Below are 20661 nucleotides of genomic sequence, written 5' to 3'. Positions count from 1 at the left end.
GGATGATTCTTCTGATCGACAACTACGATTCGTTCACCTACAACCTCGTGCAGCGGCTGGGCGAGATCGATCCCTCGCTGGATATCGAAGTCCATCGCAACGATCAAATCACGATCGACGAGATCGAGCGCAAGCGCCCGACACATCTGATCATCTCGCCCGGCCCTTGCACCCCCAAGGAAGCCGGCATCTCGTGTGCTGCGGTTGAGCATTTCACCGGCAAGCTGCCGGTGCTGGGCGTCTGCCTGGGACATCAGGCGATCGGCCAGGCGACCGGCGGGGAGATCGTGCGGGCCGTGCAATTGATGCACGGCAAAGTGGATCGCATTCATCACGACGGCCGCGGCCTGTTTGCCGGACTGCCCAACCCGTTCGAGGCAACGCGGTATCACAGCCTCGTGATTCGGCCCGGCACCTTGTCCGCTGACTATGAAATGACCGCCTGGAGCGAAATGGCCAACGGCGGCCGCGAGATCATGGCGATCAGTCATAAGCGGTTTCCGGTTTTCGGATTGCAATTCCATCCCGAGAGCTTTTTGACTCATCGGGGCATCGACATCTTGCGGCGGTTTCTCGAAATCCGTCCGGTTGTGGCCGACCCGGCGCAACCGAATTCCGCGGGAGCAATGGCCGGGCAGCAGCCGGCTTCCGCCCGCAGCATCCCGCTTCAGACGCTTGACACCTCGATCCCCGCGGACAACGACTGATTCGAAGTATGCTCAGCGTTGACGAAGCTTTGCAGCGGGTCCTTGAGTGTACGAGGCGGCGACCGGCGGCGCGTGTGCCGTTGGCCGATGCGCTCGGGCTGGTTCTGGCGGAAGACGTGGCTAGCGACATCGATTCGCCTCCGTACGATAAGTCAATGGTCGACGGCTACGCGGTTCGCGCGGCCGATATCGTCGACGGCCATGCCGAGCTGGACGTGCTCGAGGAGATCATGGCTGGTGCCGTGGCGGCCAAAACGGTTGTGGCTGGAACTTGCTCACGGATTATGACCGGTGCGCCGATTCCGGATGGGGCCGATGCCGTCGTGATGCAAGAGCGAACAGAATTTGTCGATAAGTTTGCGGAGGTTCTACCCCTCACCCCCGGCACCTCTCCCGCCAGGGGAGAGGGGAAAATCTCGCCGCCGCGGCGAGTGCGAATCACCGATGAGCCGCCACGCCCGGGCCAGAACATCTTGCGGAAGGGCACATCGCTGCGCCGCGGCGATGTCGTCCTGCATAGCGGCCGATTGATTCGGCCGGCCGAGATCGGAATGCTGGCCGAAGTCGGCCGGGCCGAGGCGCTGGCGATTCCACGCAGTCGCGTCGCCGTGCTCTCCACCGGCAACGAATTGGTCGACGCAGGAAAAACACCGGCTGCCAGTCAGATTCGCAATTCCAACGGCCCGATGCTCTTGGCCGCCGTTCGACAGGCCGGCGCCGAGCCGGTCGATCTGGGAATCTCGCGCGACGAGCCTGGGCCGCTTCGCGAGCGCTTGGCACAGGGCCTGAAGTACGATCTGCTGATTGTTTCAGGGGGCGTATCCACCGGCGTGCTCGATCTGGTGCCCGGCTTGTTGACCGCGCTGGGAGTCCGAGAAGTCTTTCATCGGGTTCGCGTGAAGCCCGGCAAGCCGCTCTGGTTCGGCATGCGGGGCGACGATGTAATCGGTCAGACGCTCGTATTCGGCTTGCCTGGGAACCCGGTGAGCAGCTTCGTTGGCTTCGAGTTGTTCGTCAAACCGGCGATCGCCAGATCGTCGGGTCGCGAGACAAGGGCATGCCATCGCATGATGCCCGCACGACTCACCAGTGACTTCACTCATCGCGGCGATCGGCCGACGTATTATCCGGGCGCTCTGGAAACTGGCGAGCCAACCGCAGTGCCCGCCGTCACACCATTGCGCTGGGCAGGCTCCGCCGACCTCCGCGGCCTGGTCGATGCGAACGCGCTCATCGTTTTCCCAGCGGGCGATCGAACTTTCGCCGCTGGCGAGATCATCAATGTGGAGAAGCTCGACGAATAACAGCGAACAAGGACTACCACGAAGTGCAGGGAGAAAACAATGCGTATATTGCCCGATCAACGAATCTAGATTCTTCGTGTCCTTAGCGCCCTTCGTGGTGAAGCTTTCCGCTCACTCTTCGGGTTCGTGGGGCTCGTGCGGATCGCCGATCGAGCGGAGATAGCCTGCCAGCCGGGCTTGTACGTCCAGGAGATTCTGCCACTGCTCGAAATCGAGCGTGATCCGCTCGGCTGCTCCTTTGAACTTAACGGATTCCAACAACGCGCGGATACGGTTGTGCAGGTATTCGAGCAGCTCCGACATCTGGGCGGCCTGAGCCGGGCTCAAGTGCTGCGGCATGTCGGGGGGCTCCAAGTTATGGAGCGTGTCGCGGATTTCGAGACGCTCTTCCCAATTCGCTTCGAGATCGGAACTCTTTGCTTCGGAAGCGCCTGCGGATTCCGATGCCTCGAGCGTGTTCACGCTGTCGCCATTCTCGCCGCGCAATTCGGCCAGGCGACGGCTGATTTCCTCGCGCGAGCCGTAGAGCAACACGGATCGGCCGACGCTGATCAGATCGCCGAACCGCAGGATGCGAAGCTGCACGTCTTCGCCGTTGACCTTCGTGCCGTTGGTGCTTTCTAGATCGGTGACGACGATCTTGTCGCGGTCTTCCTGAATCTTGAGATGGAAGCGGCTGACCCGCTCGTCGTTGAGCTGGATCGAGTTCCCCTCTTCGCGGCCGATGGTGACCGGCGTAAGAAGTTCGTCGTAGGAGCGCCCGCGGTCGGAGCCGTCGAGGATGCGCAACGTAATGGTGGCCATAAGGTCAACGAGCGGCGGTCAAGTATCGGGAGATGAACGGAACCGGGGCTAACCGACTCCTGGCAGCGGCCCGCTCCATCTTGCGCTTATAACACGCCGCGGAAACGTCGGTCAAGCGGACGAATTGGCCAGCGGCAAAACAAGCTCCGCCGCAGAGTTCCCCACATCTATTCTACACTGGCGGGGCTGCGAATGCTCGCGGGTTAGAGCATCATGTTCGCGTTCCATAAAGTGCGAACCGTCTCTTGGTCTGTTACGGACAGCGCGCCCAGACGACGAAAAAGCAGCGTCTTTTCCGCCGTGACCAGGCGGCTCAAGCGAATCACCGACGGTTTTGCGAGCCCTGCGGCCGCCCAGCCCGTGACCGGAATATCTAACATATCTGAGTGCACCGCCGACGTGATCCGGCAGATGACAACGTCAAGTCCCACGTCGAACAGAACTAATACCGGGCGTGCCTTGCTGGCCAGCCCCGACGCGAACGGAAAGCGACAAATGAAGATTTTGCCAAACGTCATTGATAGGAGTCGTATACGGCGTCATCCGGGCCGTCGTCCTTCATGAACTGTTCGTAGGAGGCCTTTCGCCACTGCTGATCTTCGTCATCATTCTGGACATGAACGATGACCGTCGCACGGCCCGACTTGGGCAGTCGCGCCACGACGTCCGGCGGAAGCGCCAGAACCGGTTCCCCGTGCAATTCCGTTTCGAACTCGATTGAACTCATGGCGTAATCATAGGCTGGCGAATATCGCCAAGCAATAAGGCTCGCCAGGAGAGCGAAGCCATTAGGGCGCTTCGTCAACAACGATCTTGTGCGACCCGAGCAAGGCTCCTTCGCACACGACCTCCAGGGCAAAAACGCCCTTGACGATCGGCAGCGGCGGCAGCGGGATGGCCAGCTCGACGGTCGCCAGGCGGTCCTCGCATTTCACCGCGATCGTATCGGTCTGAAAGATGGGCCTGTCTTCTTGAGCGTCCAGGCGCACATAGCGAATCACTAGGTTCGCCGCGCCGTGGATATCGGTCAGACTGATGTAGGCGAAGGGCGACCCCATCTGCGCCCCGGACGGCGGAATGGAGATCGGCTGCCCCGCGGGACCCGGCCGCTTGAAGAACAGCCGGCTGAAGGTGCCGGCGATGATCTTCTTGCCGGTGGCCTTGTCTTCATAGACTCGATCGGCCACGACCAGGGCTTGCAATACGGGCGCCACGGTAATCCACCCCCGCGCAAAAAACCGGCCGCCACCAAACCGGGCGCGGCCGCTCGAGAGATAATCCAAAGGTCGGACGTCAATCAACCACGCGCGCAGCATATAACGCCGGCGCGCCGCCTGTCAATGCTGACGAAATCAAGCTCGTCTCGCCTGCCGCCAAGCCAGCAATTGGGCGAACCAGCCACCCAGCCAACCAACAACCCAGGCCCAAATGCACTGGCCGATCAGAAGAAAGCTTCGAGCCACTTCAACGTCCTGTACGGTCGGTCTCACGACCGCGTTCGACCCAACTTGAAATGCGCCGCCGCTACGGCCGCCGCCAACTGGTGATTCGATCGTTTCCGGCCAAGCGGCGGGCGACAAATTCGCATCCGAGTGTGTCATTCCGTACAGCAGATTTAGCAATTTCGTCGTCGGAATCATGTCGATAAGTCGGTCCTCGCCCAATTCATGCGCGCCAGGAATGGCCGGGTAGAAAAGCGGAATATAAAAGTAGAGCAAGAAATAGCTCGCCGTGCAAATCGCAAATCCGATCGAGAAGGCGCGGCGGCCAGCCGTCAAGAAAATCGCGCGGATAACGGCGGCGAGAATCGCGACGAAGGTAACCGACACAATCACGCCAACCCATGCCTCGCTGGCCTGACACATCGCTCCCGATGCCAGCCCCGCAGCGGCGAAGAACATCAGCAGCCCGCGCAGGCTGAATTGGAAGATCGATCGCGGGCGCTTGGCGCTAGTCTCCATCTACGCCAACCTAGGTCCGCAACGACGCACGTGTCAAGTTTGGTGCTCAAAGTTCCTTTGCGCCGAACGTATCGCCCTGCGTCATGTCGCCGGTGGTCCAGCCGCGCTTGAACCAACGCACGCGTTGGGCGGAGCTGCCGTGTGTGAACGAATCCGGCACGACCATTCCGCGGGCTTGCATTTGCAGGCGATCGTCACCGATCGCGTTGGCGCAGCGTAAGGCATCTTCGATGTCGCCGGGGTCGAGAAACTTGAACCGCTCCTGCGCGTGATGCGCCCAAACGCCGGCGAAGAAATCCGCTTGCAATTCCACCCGCACGGAAAGTTGATTCGCCTCCGCCCGGTTAGCCCCGCGGCGCGCGGCCGCGACGCGATCGGAAATGCCGAGCAGTTTTTGCACATGATGGCCGACTTCGTGGGCGATCACGTACGCTTGCGCGAAATCCCCCGGCGCGCCGAATCGCGTCTTGAGTTCGCGGTAGAACCCTAGATCGAGATAGACCTTCTCATCCTCGGGGCAATAGAACGGCCCGACCGCCGAACTCGAGAACCCGCAGGCGGAATCGACCGAGTCGGTGAACAGCACCAGCTTCGGATAGCGATATGCCTTGTGCTGCTTTTGAAACAGGTCATCCCAGACTACTTCGGTGTCGCGGAGCACGATGGCCACGAAATGCCGCAGCTCTTGTTGCTGCTGCGGCGCCCCGGCCGGCGCCTGCTGCTGGATCTGTTGGCCAGGCTGACCGGGCTGCTGCTGACCGGGCTGGCCAGGCTGCTGCTGAAACAACTGCATCGGATCGCCGCCGAGCAGATAGACAACCAGCGCGAGCACCAGTGTTCCTAACCCACCGCCAAGCACCATCCCGCCCGGCGTCATTGACCGCCGGTCTTCGACATTCTCACTTTCTTCCTGACCATCGAGACGCACGGCGATTTCCTCGATCTCACTCGGCGATAGGCGGCGCGAGCGGCGGATGGGTTTGATTGAAAAACGGGTCTCAGTCAATTCGGCTCATAGAGCCTCAGAATAAGGCGGCGGTCGGACGAATGTCAAATCCACGAAAATCGGATAATGGGGTCATTTGAAATTCAGATTTCACGTCGGCGGCACGCGGTTTAATCCGCAGAATCCTTTGGTGGGTCTTTCGGGTCGTTGGTGGTTTTAGTCGCCAGAGTTTCTGGCGGTTCGACACCGTATGCCGCGCCAAGAATCCGCCAGCAAGACGTTTTAATCCGGTGAATCTCTTTCTTGCTCCACCGTGTCTCGTCAAGTTTTTCGAGCAGAACCATGAGTTCGCCTAGCGGATTCGTGGACCGTATCGCCTCATGTGTGAGGTATTTTACGGCGGCATTTATCTTCGCGTCATCCATGCCGTCATCATAGCCGGCCGCACTTGCAAGTCCCACCGATCAGAACCAGAGGATCGATTGCCGCCGATCGCGTGCCCGACGAATACGTCCGCCGCGAAGTCAATTCAGTCGCTGGCTTGCATTTACTCGGCGCGGGTGACATTTCGCCGACCGACATTGGATTAAACTAGCTGCTTGAAAACGCGGTATAGGGTAGAATCAAAGGGACTGAATACTGAAGAAAGGACGTTCCATGTCGCTCGAAGGACGAATTGAGAATGGCCGAGTCGTGTTCGACGCGCCGGTTCCTCTCCCCGAAGGAACTCCGGTTCGCGTCGAACCGTTGCCCGAGACCTCGACCGCGCCGGCCCCCGCCGTCAGCTTTCTCGAAGAGTTGGGGAATGTCGTCGGCGCGATCCACGATTTGCCGGAAGATCTCGCGATCAATCACGATCATTACCTCTATGGAACGCCCAAGAACCGATGACGGCCGTTTTCGCCGATACGTCCTTTTTCGCGGCGATATTGAACGATCGTGATTCGCTGCACTCGATTGCGCGAGAGGCGGCCGCGCGGGAGGTGGAGTTCCGACTGACGACCGAGTTCATTCTCTTGGAGGTGGCGAATTTCTGCACCCGCGAAAGCCAGCGCGCCGTCTTTGCCGAGCAGGTCGCTAACTTGAAGCGCGCTGCAATTATCGAGATCGTGCTCGCTTCCCACGACCTATTCGAGTGCGGCCTGTCTCTCTTCTTTAGCCGGCCCGACAAGGATTGGTCGCTCACCGATTGCACGTCGTTTATCGTAATGCAAGATCGAGGATCAACGGGCTCCCTGACTTCCGATCATCATTTCGAACAGGCCGGATTCGTGGCATTGCTGAGGCGTGAATAGCGCGCGACCAACAGGCGAATTGGCGACAGCGCGACCGCGTGCCAACAATATGGCAACGATCAGGAGATTTTGGTCGAGATCGACGCATATGGCTTGCCGAAACCGTCTCCCGCCGAGCCCATTCAGCCGCCCTTGTTCGGCGCGACGGATGTTGCGCCGTTCGGCTTCGGAATCTCATCTTTGTCTTCGGCGCGCGGGGCCACTTCTTCCGCGGTGGGCGGCAAAGTTTGTGGAATGGGTTGCATGAAGTATTCCCAGCCGCCGCCGAGGGCCTTGTAGGCTTGGATTAGATTCAGCGCGATGTTGCCGCGGGCCACGGCCAATTGATCCTCGGCATTGACTAGCGAGGATTGCGTCTCGAACACGCGATTGAAATCGGCCAGGCCACCTTCGAATTGATCGGTCGCCAGTTCCACCGCCCGCGAAAGTTGCTGCACGTCGTCTTCCAGGTGGTTGGCCTGTTGCTGGGTTTGCAAGAAACCGGCCAAGGCATCCTCGACCTCTTGGCTGGCCGTCAGCACTGTCTGCTGATATTGCAGCGCGGCGCGTTGGAATCGGGCGTCCTGGGCGCGTACCCCGTTGATGATCCGGCCGTAGTTCAAGATTGGCCATTGGACTGTGGGAAGGATAAACCCGGTGAAGCTCTTGGGTTCGAAAAGTTCATCGAGATCCTTGGCCGTGTAGCCGAGAAAGCCATTGAGCGTCACGCGCGGATAGAAATCCGACTCGGCGACGCCGACTCGGGCGCTCTCGGCGGCCAGTTCCCGCTCGGCCTTAAGGATATCGGGCCGGCGGCGCAATAGATCGGCCGGCACGCCGACAGAGATTTCAATCGGCGCTTTGGGAATCGCCGCGGCAGGAAACAGCCCAGCCAAATCGGTCGCCGGCATGCCGAGCAGCACGGAGAGTCGATGGCTCGCCTGCCGCCGGCCAGCTTCCAACGGCGGGAGGAGCGACTGCGTTTGTGCGAGATTCGCTCGGGCCTGGCGGACGTCAAGTTCCGTGGCTGTGCCCTTCTTGAACCGCTCGTCGGCCAGGCGGAGCGAACCTCGCTGGATTTCCACATTGCGGCGGCCATAAGCCAATCGCTGTTGATAGGTGCGAAGCTGAACGTAGTCGGTGGCTACCTCGGAAAGCAACAGCACCAGCGCATCGCGATAGCCTTGAACCGAGGCATCCACCTCGGCATTGTTCGCCTCCACGTTCCGGCGAAACCGTCCCCAGAAATCGGCTTCCCAGGAAGCATTGAAGCCCGTCGCCCAAACGTCCAAGGATTTGCCGATGGGCACGTTGAGATTCTTGCTCACTTGCGCGTGGGCGTAGTCGGCCAGCGCGCTTTGCGATTGCGGGAAGAGGTTGCCGACGGCGATATTCCGCTGCGCTCGGGCTTCGAGAATCCGCGTGCCGGCGATCTTCAGGTCGAGGTTTTCGCGGTAGGCGGCGTCGATCAGGCCGTTGAGTGTCGGGTCGCCGAAGGCCGTCCACCAGCCGCAATCGAGCGCGGGCGAACTGTTCAAATGGCGATCGCCGGCGTCGATCCAGGCCGGGGCGACCCGCGCGGCGGGGGTAGCGTAGTTCGGCCCGACCTTGAAACCGTTATGCCACCACTCGTCGAGCCCAGAGCATCCGCACGCCAGCAGCGTCGCCAACAGGAACGCGGCGACCATCGGATGCCGCGGCAGGCGCGGAGACCACCAATCGGCGCCGCGCTGTCCGCCCATCAGTCGGCGTGCGCCGCGGCCGATCGCGTCGAGTCCGGGCGGTTGAACCACAGGAGGTCTCCCTAACGATCCGCAAATCTGCAACAATCGGCCAAACCCGAGCTTATCGTACTTCTCGGTCAACCGTTAAATGCCGCATGAGCCGAAAGCGCCCGGACCGCCGAGTCCACCAAGCTAGCCAAAGTTTGCCGGTTTTGCGGATGCGCCCCGCCGCTTTTTCCTCGCGACGCAAACGTCGAATTCGTGTTCCCAGGTGATCCATGAAACGAACGGTCGTGATCCTCTTGCTGCTGACGGCCGTCGGAATCGGCGCCGTGTGGTGGTGGAATCATCGTAAGCCGCCCGCCACGCAGCTCACGTTGTACGGCAACGTCGATTTGCGGCAGGTCGAGTTGGCCTTTAACAACAGCGAGCGGATCGCCGCCGTGCTGGTGCAGGAGGGAGACCATGTCCGCGCCGGGCAAGTGCTGGCCAAGCTCGACACGGGGCGATTGGAACCGCAAGTGGCGCAGGCCGAGGCCACGGCGGCCGCGCAGCGCAATGTGGTCGAGCGGCTGCACAACGGCAATCGGCCCGAGGAAATCGCGCAAGCTCGAGCCAACCTGGAAGCGGCCAAGGCGGATGCTGCGAACGCCCGCCTGCAATACGATCGGATGAGAAGCCTCGCACCCAAAGGCGCCGCGAGCCAGCAGCAATTCGACGACGCCAAGGCGAGCCTCGACGTGGCCGACGCTAAACAAGCAATGAACCAAAAAGCGTTGGACTTGCAATTGCTTGGGCCGCGAAAGGAGGAGATCGCCGAGAACGAAGCCCGGTTGAAAGCCAATGAAGCTCAGCTCGCGTTCCTTCAGCAGCAGCTCAAAGACGCCCAGCTTATCGCGCCGATGGACGCCGTCGTTCGCACACGGATCATGGAGCCGGGCGAAATGGCGTCGCCGCAGAAGCCGGTCTTCTCGCTGGCAATTATCGATCCGAAGTGGGTCCGAGCGTATGTCAATGAACGGGACCTTGGTCACGTGCATCAGGGGATGGTGGCCACAGTGGCGGTCGACAGCTTTCCCGATCGGTCGTTCGACGGCTGGGTCGGTTTCATATCCCCCACGGCCGAGTTCACACCGAAGCCGGTCGAGACCACCGAGCTGCGCACCAGCTTGGTATATGAGGTGCGCGTGTTCGTGAAGGACGCGACGGACGACTTGCGGCTGGGAATGCCGGCAACCGTGCAGGTGGCCCTCGATCAGGCCGGCAAGGCGGGTGCAGCGACGAACAGTCGGCAGGAGGCGGGAGGCACGAGGCAGGACGATGGGGCCGACGAAACGGCGAGTGGCCGGGGCTGGACCGAAGGGAAGCCCCGGTCGCAACCAAACGACGAAGTGTCGCCGCCGTCGGCGGAGAGCAAGCGATGAGCGCCGCAGCGGGCATCGGACCAGCGCTGCAAGGCCGCGACATCCGCAAAGCGTTTTCCCGCGGCCGCGGGCAAACCATTCAGGCGCTCGACGGCGTCTCGCTCGAAGCTGAGCCCGGTACGCTCACCGCACTGGTCGGCCCCGACGGCGCCGGAAAAACCACACTGATCCGGCTGGCCACGGGCCTGCTCACCGCCGACTCAGGCGACCTGCTCGTCTTGGGCATCGACGTGGCCGCCGATCCGCAGCACGTTCAAGATCGCATCGGATACATGCCGCAGCGATTCGGTCTGTACGAAGACCTGACCGTCGGCGAAAACCTGAATCTCTATGCCGACCTGCATGGCATCGCGAAAGACGAGCGCCGCGAGCGATTTCCGCGGCTGATGGAAATGACCGCGCTCGGGCCGTTTACCGATCGGCTGTCCGGCCGCCTTTCCGGCGGCATGAAACAAAAACTGGGCCTGGCCTGCACGCTGGTCCGCTCGCCGGAACTCTTGCTCTTGGACGAGCCCACGGTTGGAGTCGATCCCATCTCGCGGCGCGATTTGTGGCAGATCATATTGCAGTTGGTTCACGACCAAGGGCTGACAGTGCTGTTGAGCACTTCGTATTTGGACGAAGCCGAGCGGTGCAACCGAGTCGTCGTGATGGAGCAGGGCCGAGTGCTGGCGGAAGGCCCGCCACAGGAGGTCAGCGACTTGGCGGCCGGGCGGACTTTTCTGATCGAGCCTCCCGCCGGGCAAGCCGCTCGCGTGCTGCAATCCCAATTGCTCGACGAGCCGGGCGTCGTCGATGCCGTGCCGGAGGGTGGCGACGTGCGCTTGGTTCGCGGCGAGGGTGCCAACCAGGCGCCGGCGAGCGGCGTCCTCGCGAACGTCAAAATGACGCCGACGCCGCCCAGGTTCGAGGATGGTTTCATGGTGCTTCTGCGGCGCGGGGCTGAGCAGCACGCGGTCGGCGAGATGAAGCTCGATCGCCCGCCGCGGCGCGACGATCGTGAGCCGGCCGTCGAGGTCCACAATCTGGTGCGGCGGTTCGGTAAGTTCACAGCCGTCGATCATATCGAATTCGAAGTCCGCCGCGGCGAAATCTTTGGGCTGCTCGGACCGAACGGCGCCGGCAAGACCACGACGTTCCGCATGTTATGCGGACTGCTGACCGCGACCGAAGGCACGTTGAATGTAGGTGGCGTCGATCTGCGAACCGCTCGGGCAGAAGCCCGCGAGCGAATCGGCTACGTGGCGCAGAAGTTTTCGCTCTACGGTCAACTTTCCGTGGCCGAGAATCTGGATTTCTTCGCCAATGCCTATGGCCTCCGCGGCAACCGCAAGCGCCAGCGCATCGAGTGGGCCGAGCGAGAGTTCGAGCTGGGAAATTTCGCCCGACTGGCGGCCGGCGAGCTGCCCGGCGGCTACAAGCAGCGGTTGGCAATGGCTGCGGCCCTATTGCACGAACCGGAGATACTGTTCCTCGACGAGCCGACGAGCGGGGCCGATCCCTTGGCTCGCCGCGAATTCTGGCGAAGGATCACGGCGCTGGCCGAGCAAGGCGTCACCGTAATCGTCACCACGCACTTCATGGAAGAGGCCGAATACTGCGACCGCATCGCGATCCTGGCCACCGGCCGAATCCTGGCTCAAGGCACTCCGGCCGAAGTCCGCAGCCACGCCCGCGCCGAGCCCGGCCGCGCGCCGACGATGGAAGACGCGTTCATCGCGATCGTGGACGAGCGGCAGGAATAGGCCGATCTTGATATATTCGATACCGTGAACGGGTCGCGGTTAAACTGCTTCCATGCGATAAATCTTCATGCCTGATCGCCCCCTCAATCAAAACCGGCTGTCAGCAAAATTCCGGCGCGTGTCGGCGCTAGTGAAAAAGGAAAGCCGGCAAATCTTTCGCGATCCCAGCAGCGTGGCGATCGGCGTCGTGTTGCCATTGGTGCTGATTCTGCTCTTTGGCTACGGGCTTTCGCTCGATGTGACGAATGTGCCGGTGGCGGTGGTGCTCGAAGACCCGTCGCCGGAGGCTACCGAAGCCGCGGCCAGCTTCGAGCTGTCCTCCTATTTCGATGCGCGGGCGACGACTTCGATGGCTGTGGCCGAGCAATGGATGCTCGAGCGGCGGGTCGATGCCGTCATCCGCTTTCGGCCGGATTTCGCCCGGCGGCTCAGTCAGGGCAATGCCGAGGTGCAGGTTCTCGTTCACGGCACCGACGCCAACACGGCGCGGATCATTCAGGTGTACGCCGAGGGCGCGCTCGGCCAATGGGCGGCGCGGCAAGCAGTCGAGGGAAAGCCGGTGCCGAGCGGGCCGGTCGTCGTGCAAAACCGCCTTTGGTTTAACGACGCCAACGATAGCCACTACTTCCTCGTCCCCGGCCTGGTCGTGCTGGTGATGACGCTCATCGGCGCGCTCTTGACGGCCTTGGTCATGGCCCGCGAGTGGGAACGGGGCACGCTCGAGGCCCTGTTCGTCACGCCCGTCCGGTCCGACGAAATCCTGTTGGGAAAGACCATTCCCTATTTTGCCCTCGGCATGATCGGCTGGCTGTTGTGCATTTTGGCGGCGAAGTTTCTGTTTCATGTGCCGCTGCGGGGTTCGTTGACGGTGCTGGCCGCGGCGTCGATGCTCTATTTGCTCGTGGCCCTGTCGATCGGGCTGCTGATTTCCTCGGTGACCCGAAGCCAGTTCGTCGCCAGTCAGATGACGATCGTCGTCACCTTCCTGCCGGCCATGATGCTCTCAGGTTTTCTCTTCGACCTGCGGAGCATCCCGACCGGCGTGCGCATGTTGACCTACGTGGTGCCCGCGCGGTATTTCGTGGCCGTGCTTCAAACCGTGTTCCTCGCAGGCGACATTTGGCCGGTAATCCTCCCCTCCGCGGCCGTGCTCGCGGCATTTGCAACGGTACTCCTGTCGCTGTCCCGCGGCGCAACGCGGAAGGAGCTTTAACCCCGATGATAAGCGCCCTCCTCCGCATCCTGGCTCTGACGCGCAAGGAACTTCTGGCCGTGCTCGCGGATCCGCAGAGCCGATTCAGCCTGTTTGGCCCGCCCGTGATTCAGTGCTTGGTCTTCGGCTACGCGGCCACGTATGATCTGAACGACGTCCCCTATGCCGTGCTCGACCAGGATCGCAGCGTCGCCTCGTACGATCTGCTGGCCGGGATGGACGGTTCGGGCGCATTCCATCGCGTCGCCAATCTGGACCGAGCCGACGACATCGCCACGTTCATGAACGAGCGCCGGGCCGTGCTCGTGATCCAAATCGGCCAGGACTTCCAGCGCCGGCTGCTCTTGGGCCTTCCGGCCGATGTGCAGATCATCGGCGACGGCCGCAACTCGAACACCGCCGGCACCGCGCTGGGCTATGCCAGCACAATCGTCCAAACGTTCAACGCCAAATGGCGGGCCGACCACGCGCAGGGCAATCCGGCAGTGCGCATCACCAGTCGGGCCTGGTTCAACGCCAACCTCGAAACTCGCTGGCGGATGATCCCTAGCCTGATCGGAACGCTCACCATGCTGCAAACGCTGCTGCTCACTGGCATGTCGGTCGCCCGCGAACGCGAGCAAGGCACTTTCGATCAATTGCTGGTCACTCCCTTTCGCCCGACCGAGATCATGGCGGGCAAGGCCCTGCCGTCGGTGCTCATCGGATTGGTGCAATCGACGAGCATCCTGCTGGTGGCGCAGCTTTGGTTTCGCATCCCGTTCGCCGGCTCGTTCTTGACGCTTTACGTCGGCGTGATTTTCTTCCTGCTGGCCGCGGTCGGCATTGGGCTTCTGATTTCGTCCGTGGTGGCGACGATGCAGCAAGCGATGTTGTTCTCGTTCATGTTGATCCTTCCATTCACGTTGCTCTCCGGCTTGACTACGCCGATTAGCAGCATGCCGATCGGATTGCAGTATCTCACGCTCGTAAATCCGCTGCGGTATGCGATCGACATCGCCCAGCGGGTTTATTTGGAAGGGGTTGGGCTGGACGTGCTCGTGCCCGACCTCTGGCCGCTGGCCGTCATCGCCACGCTCACGCTCTCAAGCGCCGCCTGGATGTTCCGCCACCGCTTGGTGTGACGGCGTCGAAAACCGACAGGGACTGCCGCCGTCGTTTTCTCCCTCTCCCTTTGGGAGAGGGTCGGGGTGAGGGGCGTTTCTTGCGTAGGCTGAATCCGGAGAATCCTCATGAGGTTTTGCGCCGCAACGCTTGACGGCTCCCCCTCGGTGTGGCAGGATGCCGATTCTAGGCGGCCACTCCCATTTCCTCGCGTCGAAGGATGGTGCGATATGAGCGAGCAGCCAACGAACGTAGTAGCGTCAGTTTCAGATCAGGGAGCCTCCGTCATGCCGTGGATTGGCGGGGCCGTAGGGCTGGCAATCGTGGTCGGGATTGTCGGTTCATTCTGGTATCGCCAGATTTCTCCCGCGACACCTCCGCCGTCGAGCGCGGCCACTGCCCGCGACTCAGTTCCAACCAACGGTCGAGGACTGTCCCTGGCCGCGGCGGGCACCAATGCTTCGACGGTCGCGGAACAAAAGGGGACTGCGGAACAAAGGGCGATTGTCCCCGTAAGCGCGGACAGTTCACGAACCGACTCCAAGCCGATTCCGCCGGCTGCCGATAGTGCGAAAGGCGAGTCCGCGGTCGCGACGCCGTCCCCGACGAGTTCGCCAGCACCGGAGGCATCGCCTGCCGCCCCACAGCGCCGATCGGCTTCCTACCCGCCTCCGGACGACACCGCCAAGGCGCCAACCGTCCCCGCGACTTCGACCGCACCGGCAACCGATTCGGCGAACCCATCGGCACCGAACGCGTCGGCGTCGGCTTCCGCAGCTTCATCGTCGGGCGAGGGCTTCATCCGCGGCCGCAACAGGAGGAGATGGCGCCTGCGCCGCGTCTCACTTCTACGCTTCACCGGAAGGGATCAAGCCGAAAAAATGATCGCCTGAAGGCCATTAACGACCGGTTGCCGGTAGGTGATCGAGACTGTACCAGTGTCAAAGGCAACCATCTGCTCAGCGTGACCGACCCCAATTACAACGTGACTCGCTACGGCAATGATGCCGAGAACGAGCGGACGAGCCAGCAGGTCACGATCCACGACGCGAGCGGCAATCCCGTGGCGGCCACGACCACCTGGACCTACGACTCGGCCGGCAATCTGCAAAGTCAAGTCGACGCCGACAACCGCACGATCGTCTAGGGCCATCCACACGCAGCGCTAGCAGCGAGCGAAGCATTGGGGTTAAGCGATTTCGTGCGATACTAACTCGTCGCGGCAAACCACGTCTGCGTATTCGTCGACGCGGTCGAGCCAGGCGACATCGGCCGTGTCGCGAGCCGACGCGAGCCAGATGACTAGTCGCTTGGCGCCTTTCGGCCGGCCGGGGAGCATCGTGTAGAATTTGTCCAGATAGCTCGGTCGGCGAAAGCAAGCCTCGCGCACCAATTCGAGCGTTCGGGCGGTCAAGTGGCCGGGGTCGCCGGCCAGCTCGAATACGATTTGTAGTGTCGAGTACGGATTGTCGTCCAGCAGGCGGGCGACTAGGTCGGCAGCTCGGCGGCGGCGTGAATCGAAATCCGTTGACCGCAGACGGAGCGTGAAGGCTTGAGCGCGATCAGCCGCCATAGGCAGGTGATCGAGGGATTCGGCTCGCAGGTGATCCAAATCGATGGCGCAATCGGATACTTCTGGAAGCATCGGCGGCGGAAGCGGATCGAACTCTGTCTCGAACACTTCTTGCGCTTCTTCCATCAACTCGACCATCTGCTGCAACTGGAGCGTCGGAGTTTCGAGCACGTAGTACGGCGGGCGATCTTGGAAGATCAGCCCATGCTGCCGCGCCTCTTGGCGAAATGCCGTGCCGGGCAGGATCGCCAGGTTGAACACCTGCACCTGGGAATACAGGCCGCTCTGATGCACATAGTCGATTCCCCGGCGAATCGAATCGACCGTGTCGCCGGGCAGGCCGATGATCAGGTCTACCTTGACCTTGATCCCTTGGTCAAGCATCGCCCGGGCGCCGCGCTCGAAGGCGCGCAGATTATTGTTGCGGTCCATCAACTCCATCGCAAGCGGATCGATCGACTGCAAGCCGATCTCGACCTCGGTGAAATTCGCCTCGCGCAGCAACCGCGCGACTTCGGCGTTGATTCCCTCGGCCCGCAACTCGCCGAAATAGGTGAACTGCCGGTCCGGATTGCAGCGGGCGAGGAGCTTGAGAAAGCCGCTGAAGTCGCGGCGCTGATTGAGCGTCGGATCGAGCAGCACGACCTCTTTCGCCCCGCGCCGCCGGGCGTGCTCCAAGTTCGCGACGATCTTCTCTTCGGAGACAAAACACAGATCATCGTAGCTCTTCGGGTAGTAGCAGAACTTGCACTTGAAGATGCAGCCGCGGATGGTTTCCAAGAGCAGTGTCTGCTCATCGGCCGCGTCGAGAATGCCAGCGAGATACGGGGACGAAATCTCATCCAGCTTGGGCAGCGGGCGGCGGAATTCGGGAACCGAGCCGCCTTGCACATACAGGCCGGCGATCGGCTGCGACAGTCGATCGGCGCGCTCGAGCGACTCAAGCAAGTCGCTGAATGTCTGCTCTCCTTCGCCGATCGCCGCGTAATCGACAGCCGGATGAGCGAGCACCCATTCGTTGTCGGCCGTCACCTCCGGACCGCCGAGGATGATCTTCAACTCGGGCCGCGCCCGCTTCAATTCCGTGGCGATCCAAAGCGTGCGCTCGATGTTCCAGAGATAGCAGGTGAATCCGACCATCCACGGCTCGGCGGCGAGAATCGCGGCGACAAGCCCTTGATCGCCGAGCGTGTTGGCCAACGGCGTCGGGAGAATCTCAATCTCATACATCGCATCCAGCCCGCGGCGCTGGGCATACATCTTCAAATAGCCCGCCGCCAACGGCACGTTGCCACGAATTGGGCCCGGCCCGACCGGCGGAATCGGCAATTGCACGAGCAGAATGCGGCGGCGGGACATGGATTTGGAATTGAGAATGAGGAATCGGTAGCGTACTGATCATATCATTTGTCGGCATCGAATTCAGCGCGCTGCTATCGCAGATATAGACCGGGCGAGATAAAATGGATTCGGCTTTACGTCGATCTACGTCGGTGATTATAGGTGCAAAATGAGCAAGCGACTTACAGCAATCATTCAGCGCGAGGACGACGGGTTCGTCGCACTGTGCCCTGAGTTGGACATCGCAAGTCAAGGTGACAGCATTGAATTGGCTCGCGACAACCTGCGCGAGGCCGTGCAGCTCTTTTTCGACCACGCCTCGGCCGCCGAGGTTCAACAGCGCCTTGTCGGCGACACCTTCGTGACTCAATTCGAGGTGGCCGTTGGGTAAGCTGCGCGTCCTTTCCGGACGCGAGGTCTGCGCCATCCTCGAACGGCACGGATATCAGAAAGTCCGGCAACAGGGCAGCCACATTGTGATGCAGCGGTTGACCGACGAAGGAACGACGACCGTTCCGGTGCCGAACCATCGCGCAGTGCGAATCGGCACATTGCGATCCATCATCCGGCAGTCGGGTATCCCGCGTAGCGAGTTTGAGAGCTAAGACGTCACTCGCCGCGCAGCCGCTCCCAAAACTCCTTCAAATCCTTCGGCAGCGGCATCGAGAAGCGCATCTCCTCGCCGGTCATCGGATGGACGAAACCCAGCTCCGTCGCGTGAAGCGCCAATCGCGGGGCATTGCTCGTATCGGGGATCGGGCGCTGGAACAGCGGTTGATGATACTGTTTGTCGCCGCAGACCGGATGCCCTTGCTCGGACAGGTGAATGCGGATTTGGTGCGTGCGGCCGGTCTCTAGTCGGCATTCGATCATGGTGTAACCCTGCAGTTGATCGAGCGGCCGGATATGAGTCGTGGAAGGCTTGCCGACGTGGGGCGAACTGGTGCTCCCGCGGCGGCCGTCGCCCCGGTCGCGGACTAGTCGCGAGGAGATCGTTTGGGCCTGCACGTTTCCTTGCACGATCGCCAGATAACGGCGGTGCGTCGTGTGATGGCGAAATTGCTCGCCGAGGTGCCGCTCGGCTCGGACCGAGCGCGCAAAGATCATCAATCCGCTCGTATCGCGATCGAGCCGGTGCACTGGCCGAACCGGCGGCGGGATTCCCTTGCGGCGCCGCATTCGCGGATCGGCTCGGGCAATCAAGTGCGGCAATAGCTCGTCGAGCGTCGGCTGCAATTGCTTGCGCCGGGCGGGCCAGTTCTGCTCATCCTTGTGACGGTTCGAGGTCAAACCGGCCGGTTTTTCGACGACGACAAGATGCTCATCCAGATAGCGGATCTTGACGTCGTCGGCACGCGGCGGCGCGGCAGCCGGCGTGGGCAGAATCTTCACGACATCCTTCAATGTCAATCGCCGGCCCGCATCGACGCACAGATTGCCGCTGACCATCACTTGGCGCCCCTTCATGAGCCGCCGAATCTGTCCCCACGACCTGCCCGGCAGCCAGTGGCGCAGCGCCGCCGCCACCGTCTGATTCTCTTGCTGCGGCAGAACGTGAAAGATGTCGGACATATCAGGGGCGAGGGATGAGGGATGAGGGATGAGAGACGCGCAAGCGGAAGCGCGGAATTTGTCGCATTCGTATGCCGACTACGGTCGCTTCAATCATTGTATTTCCTCGCAAGTCGCAAACCTCGTTGTGGCGCGTTCCCTCGCCCCTATGCGCTCGCCCCTATCGTCACTCCTCTGTCATCAATTCGATACCGCACGATCTCTTCCGAGCAGGCGCTGCCGCGGTGCTTTGCGATGTATAGCGCGCGGCCGAGGCGGTTGCCCTCGCGAACGCGGCCGAGATAAATCACCGTGTTGGCGTTCGAGAACACATCGCCCTCGTCAAGCGGGCGGCCAATCAGGTCTTCGAGCATGTTTTCGCGCGTCGTGTAGAGCAGCAGGCAGCCGATCCGACGATAATCGTAAGCGTGGCGGGCAACCTCCGACTCATGCGCTCGAAAACGCTCGCGCAGCAAATCGCGGGCGACCCAATCCGATTCCTTGCGAAGGATCTGGTTATAAATGTACTCGAACATCTCGAACTGGATCGACTCGCTGGGACGATCGACCGGCTCCATCCCATCGACGACCGCCCGGCGGACGCCGCGGATGAAATGGCCGTAGAAGAAGAAAATGGCCGTCGCCAGTTGCTTCGCCAATTCGGCCTTCCAATTGAGCCAATCGTCGAAGCCGAGATCGCGCTGCGTGACGCGCTGGCCCGAGTGTCGAAACAGGTTCAAATAGTCTCCCAATTTACCATCGGCGGTCCACACCTGCTCGGTCACCGGCGGCTGCTCTGTCAGCATTGCCCGCAGTTGCCAACCGAAATGGGCCGCGGCGTAGGCGGCATGGTTCTGCGAATCGCCGCGCGAACTCATATCAAACACAATCCCGCGCCGCCCCTCCTGCTGCTCACCGGCGTTGAGAAAACTCAGCCCAAGCTGCGTCTTGCCGATCCCTGTCGCCCCCGCCACGACGGTCAGTGTTCCCGGCAAGAGGCCGCCCCCTAAATGCTTATCGAGTCCGGGAATTCCCGTGCTGAGCCGATCCCTTGCGTCCATCAACTTAAGTATACGAGCAATCGGCCTCCCCATGAAGCGCCGAAGAGGAGTGGCGATCGCGTGTGGTAGTAGCGCGGAGAGGGTGGCACCGGCCAGCGAAGTCGGCCAGCGCCGGAACCCGCCCCAGCGGCCGAATTAAGGTGTTGTTGCGTCTCGGAAGACCAAGCGCGGGGCTAATGTTGGTTGGTGACTCTGCACTGGCCGACGTTTCTAGCCAGTGCCACCGGCCGCGCTTGCAGCGGGGCTGCGTGCGTTTGGCTTGCTCAAAACGGCGCCTGCGGCATCTTGCGCGGATAGGGGGGCGCTTCGCGCGGCGGGAGTGGGCCGGGGAAATCGTCGGCCCAATTCGCGCGGTCTTCTTCGGTGGCGTAGAAGCGGAGCCAAAGATCGGCGTCCCCGCCCGCATCGGAGCAATCCCAATGCAGGTAGTTCTGCGGCGCGTCGATCTTTTTCTCGGGTGACGGCAGAATGTCGCGATAGATCAGGCAATAGAGTGCCCGGTCCGAGAGATGGTCGGTGAAGTCGAGCACGATCCGTTTGGCGAACAGCTTTTGGATCGCGTCCCACAATGCGGCATGTAGCTCAGCATCGGTCAACTCATCCGGCGGCGGTAGCTTCAACTCCGGCTCGAACCACTGACCGATCGGCAGCGCCGGCGCCCGCTCCCAAGCCAACATCGAGGCGAGGAATTCATTCTCGACTGGCGTCGGCAGACCGGCCACGTTCAACTGCCCGATCGACTCGTCGAAGTATGGCTCCAACTCGTCGCGCAACTGCGCGTTGCGGAGCAATTGCTCGACTTCCTCGGGCTGCGGCCTGCGCGCGGTAGACATGGAACACGACCTTAAATACGCTTGACCAACTGAACCTGTTGCCAATCACATGATGATTTGTTTTCGCCCCACAAGAGCACCTAACAAATCCGGCCG

General features: G+C 61.7%; 24 protein-coding genes. 11 read left to right on the top strand and 13 right to left on the bottom strand.

Translation table 11 applies throughout. The annotated features are described in order from the left end of the window. Positions 1 to 2: 2 nt before the first annotated feature. A complete protein-coding gene (locus VGY55_22295) occupies positions 3 to 707 on the top strand; it encodes an aminodeoxychorismate/anthranilate synthase component II (protein ID HEV2972715.1) in 705 nt (234 codons plus the stop codon). Between the two features lie 8 nt (positions 708 to 715). Next, positions 716 to 2011, top strand: coding sequence for a gephyrin-like molybdotransferase Glp (glp, locus tag VGY55_22290; protein HEV2972714.1), 1296 nt, complete (start codon positions 716 to 718; stop codon positions 2009 to 2011). Between the two features lie 111 nt (positions 2012 to 2122). Here the strand turns inward: glp and VGY55_22285 are convergent, their stop codons facing one another. The 7 genes from VGY55_22285 to VGY55_22255 form a co-directional block, all read right to left on the bottom strand. After that, on the bottom strand, positions 2123 to 2815 hold the full coding sequence (locus VGY55_22285) for an FHA domain-containing protein (protein ID HEV2972713.1): 693 nt from the start codon (positions 2813 to 2815) through the stop codon (positions 2123 to 2125). A 203-nt stretch (positions 2816 to 3018) separates the two neighbouring features. Next, entirely contained in the window at positions 3019 to 3333 is a 315-nt protein-coding gene (locus VGY55_22280) for a type II toxin-antitoxin system PemK/MazF family toxin (GenBank protein HEV2972712.1), read from the bottom strand. Continuing rightward, complete coding sequence (locus tag VGY55_22275; protein ID HEV2972711.1) at positions 3330 to 3542, bottom strand: hypothetical protein; 213 nt, start codon at positions 3540 to 3542, stop codon at positions 3330 to 3332. Before VGY55_22275 ends, VGY55_22280 begins: the two co-directional genes overlap by 4 nt. Before the next feature lie 61 nt (positions 3543 to 3603). After that, the gene (locus VGY55_22270) at positions 3604 to 4029 is read right to left on the bottom strand and encodes a hypothetical protein (GenBank protein ID HEV2972710.1); all 426 of its coding nucleotides are present in this window, start codon (positions 4027 to 4029) and stop codon (positions 3604 to 3606) included. A 138-nt stretch (positions 4030 to 4167) separates the two neighbouring features. Next, on the bottom strand, positions 4168 to 4776 hold the full coding sequence (locus VGY55_22265; protein HEV2972709.1) for a hypothetical protein: 609 nt from the start codon (positions 4774 to 4776) through the stop codon (positions 4168 to 4170). Between the two features lie 46 nt (positions 4777 to 4822). Beyond that, entirely contained in the window at positions 4823 to 5704 is an 882-nt protein-coding gene (locus tag VGY55_22260; GenBank protein HEV2972708.1) for a neutral zinc metallopeptidase, read from the bottom strand. Between the two features lie 188 nt (positions 5705 to 5892). Then, the gene (locus tag VGY55_22255) at positions 5893 to 6147 is read right to left on the bottom strand and encodes a hypothetical protein (GenBank protein HEV2972707.1); all 255 of its coding nucleotides are present in this window, start codon (positions 6145 to 6147) and stop codon (positions 5893 to 5895) included. 232 nt (positions 6148 to 6379) lie between these two features. Between VGY55_22255 and VGY55_22250 the strand changes: the two genes are divergently transcribed. Next, positions 6380 to 6613, top strand: a complete 234-nt coding sequence (locus VGY55_22250) for a hypothetical protein (protein ID HEV2972706.1) — start codon at positions 6380 to 6382, stop codon at positions 6611 to 6613. Further along, on the top strand, positions 6610 to 7017 hold the full coding sequence (locus VGY55_22245; GenBank protein ID HEV2972705.1) for a PIN domain-containing protein: 408 nt from the start codon (positions 6610 to 6612) through the stop codon (positions 7015 to 7017). The genes VGY55_22250 and VGY55_22245 overlap by 4 nt, the downstream gene beginning before the upstream one ends. A gap of 122 nt (positions 7018 to 7139) precedes the next feature. On the opposite strand, the gene VGY55_22240 is transcribed toward VGY55_22245, so the two are convergent. Beyond that, on the bottom strand, positions 7140 to 8789 hold the full coding sequence (locus VGY55_22240) for an efflux transporter outer membrane subunit (GenBank protein ID HEV2972704.1): 1650 nt from the start codon (positions 8787 to 8789) through the stop codon (positions 7140 to 7142). A gap of 209 nt (positions 8790 to 8998) precedes the next feature. Between VGY55_22240 and VGY55_22235 the strand changes: the two genes are divergently transcribed. From VGY55_22235 to VGY55_22220, 4 genes are all read left to right on the top strand, one after another. Continuing rightward, positions 8999 to 10144 (top strand): efflux RND transporter periplasmic adaptor subunit, encoded by a 1146-nt coding sequence (locus VGY55_22235; GenBank protein ID HEV2972703.1) that lies wholly within the window; start codon positions 8999 to 9001, stop codon positions 10142 to 10144. After that, on the top strand, positions 10141 to 11889 hold the full coding sequence (locus tag VGY55_22230; GenBank protein HEV2972702.1) for an ATP-binding cassette domain-containing protein: 1749 nt from the start codon (positions 10141 to 10143) through the stop codon (positions 11887 to 11889). Before VGY55_22235 ends, VGY55_22230 begins: the two co-directional genes overlap by 4 nt. Before the next feature lie 67 nt (positions 11890 to 11956). Then, on the top strand, positions 11957 to 13102 hold the full coding sequence (locus VGY55_22225) for an ABC transporter permease (protein HEV2972701.1): 1146 nt from the start codon (positions 11957 to 11959) through the stop codon (positions 13100 to 13102). 5 nt (positions 13103 to 13107) lie between these two features. Beyond that, positions 13108 to 14226, top strand: coding sequence for an ABC transporter permease (locus VGY55_22220; GenBank protein HEV2972700.1), 1119 nt, complete (start codon positions 13108 to 13110; stop codon positions 14224 to 14226). Positions 14227 to 14867: 641 nt separating this feature from the next. Here the strand turns inward: VGY55_22220 and VGY55_22215 are convergent. Then, a complete protein-coding gene (locus VGY55_22215; GenBank protein HEV2972699.1) occupies positions 14868 to 15065 on the bottom strand; it encodes a hypothetical protein in 198 nt (65 codons plus the stop codon). Positions 15066 to 15170: 105 nt separating this feature from the next. Between VGY55_22215 and VGY55_22210 the strand changes: the two genes are divergently transcribed. After that, positions 15171 to 15353 (top strand): hypothetical protein, encoded by a 183-nt coding sequence (locus VGY55_22210; protein ID HEV2972698.1) that lies wholly within the window; start codon positions 15171 to 15173, stop codon positions 15351 to 15353. Positions 15354 to 15395: 42 nt separating this feature from the next. Here the strand turns inward: VGY55_22210 and VGY55_22205 are convergent, their stop codons facing one another. Beyond that, positions 15396 to 17138: a radical SAM protein gene (locus VGY55_22205; protein ID HEV2972697.1), complete on the bottom strand. Its 1743-nt coding sequence runs from the start codon at positions 17136 to 17138 to the stop codon at positions 15396 to 15398. 151 nt (positions 17139 to 17289) lie between these two features. Between VGY55_22205 and VGY55_22200 the strand changes: the two genes are divergently transcribed. Then, entirely contained in the window at positions 17290 to 17511 is a 222-nt protein-coding gene (locus VGY55_22200) for a type II toxin-antitoxin system HicB family antitoxin (protein ID HEV2972696.1), read from the top strand. Continuing rightward, complete coding sequence (locus VGY55_22195) at positions 17504 to 17725, top strand: type II toxin-antitoxin system HicA family toxin (GenBank protein HEV2972695.1); 222 nt, start codon at positions 17504 to 17506, stop codon at positions 17723 to 17725. The genes VGY55_22200 and VGY55_22195 overlap by 8 nt, the downstream gene beginning before the upstream one ends. A 4-nt stretch (positions 17726 to 17729) precedes the next feature. Here the strand turns inward: VGY55_22195 and VGY55_22190 are convergent, their stop codons facing one another. From VGY55_22190 to VGY55_22180, 3 genes are all read right to left on the bottom strand, one after another. Beyond that, positions 17730 to 18692, bottom strand: coding sequence for an RluA family pseudouridine synthase (locus VGY55_22190; GenBank protein HEV2972694.1), 963 nt, complete (start codon positions 18690 to 18692; stop codon positions 17730 to 17732). A gap of 146 nt (positions 18693 to 18838) precedes the next feature. Continuing rightward, complete coding sequence (locus tag VGY55_22185; protein ID HEV2972693.1) at positions 18839 to 19732, bottom strand: ATPase domain-containing protein; 894 nt, start codon at positions 19730 to 19732, stop codon at positions 18839 to 18841. A 263-nt stretch (positions 19733 to 19995) separates the two neighbouring features. Continuing rightward, positions 19996 to 20565: a hypothetical protein gene (locus tag VGY55_22180; protein HEV2972692.1), complete on the bottom strand. Its 570-nt coding sequence runs from the start codon at positions 20563 to 20565 to the stop codon at positions 19996 to 19998. Positions 20566 to 20661 lie beyond the last annotated feature (96 nt).

Source organism: Pirellulales bacterium (assembly GCA_035939775.1).
Lineage (GTDB): Bacteria > Planctomycetota > Planctomycetia > Pirellulales > DATAWG01 > DASZFO01.
This window is presented reverse-complemented; position numbering and strand designations above follow the sequence as displayed.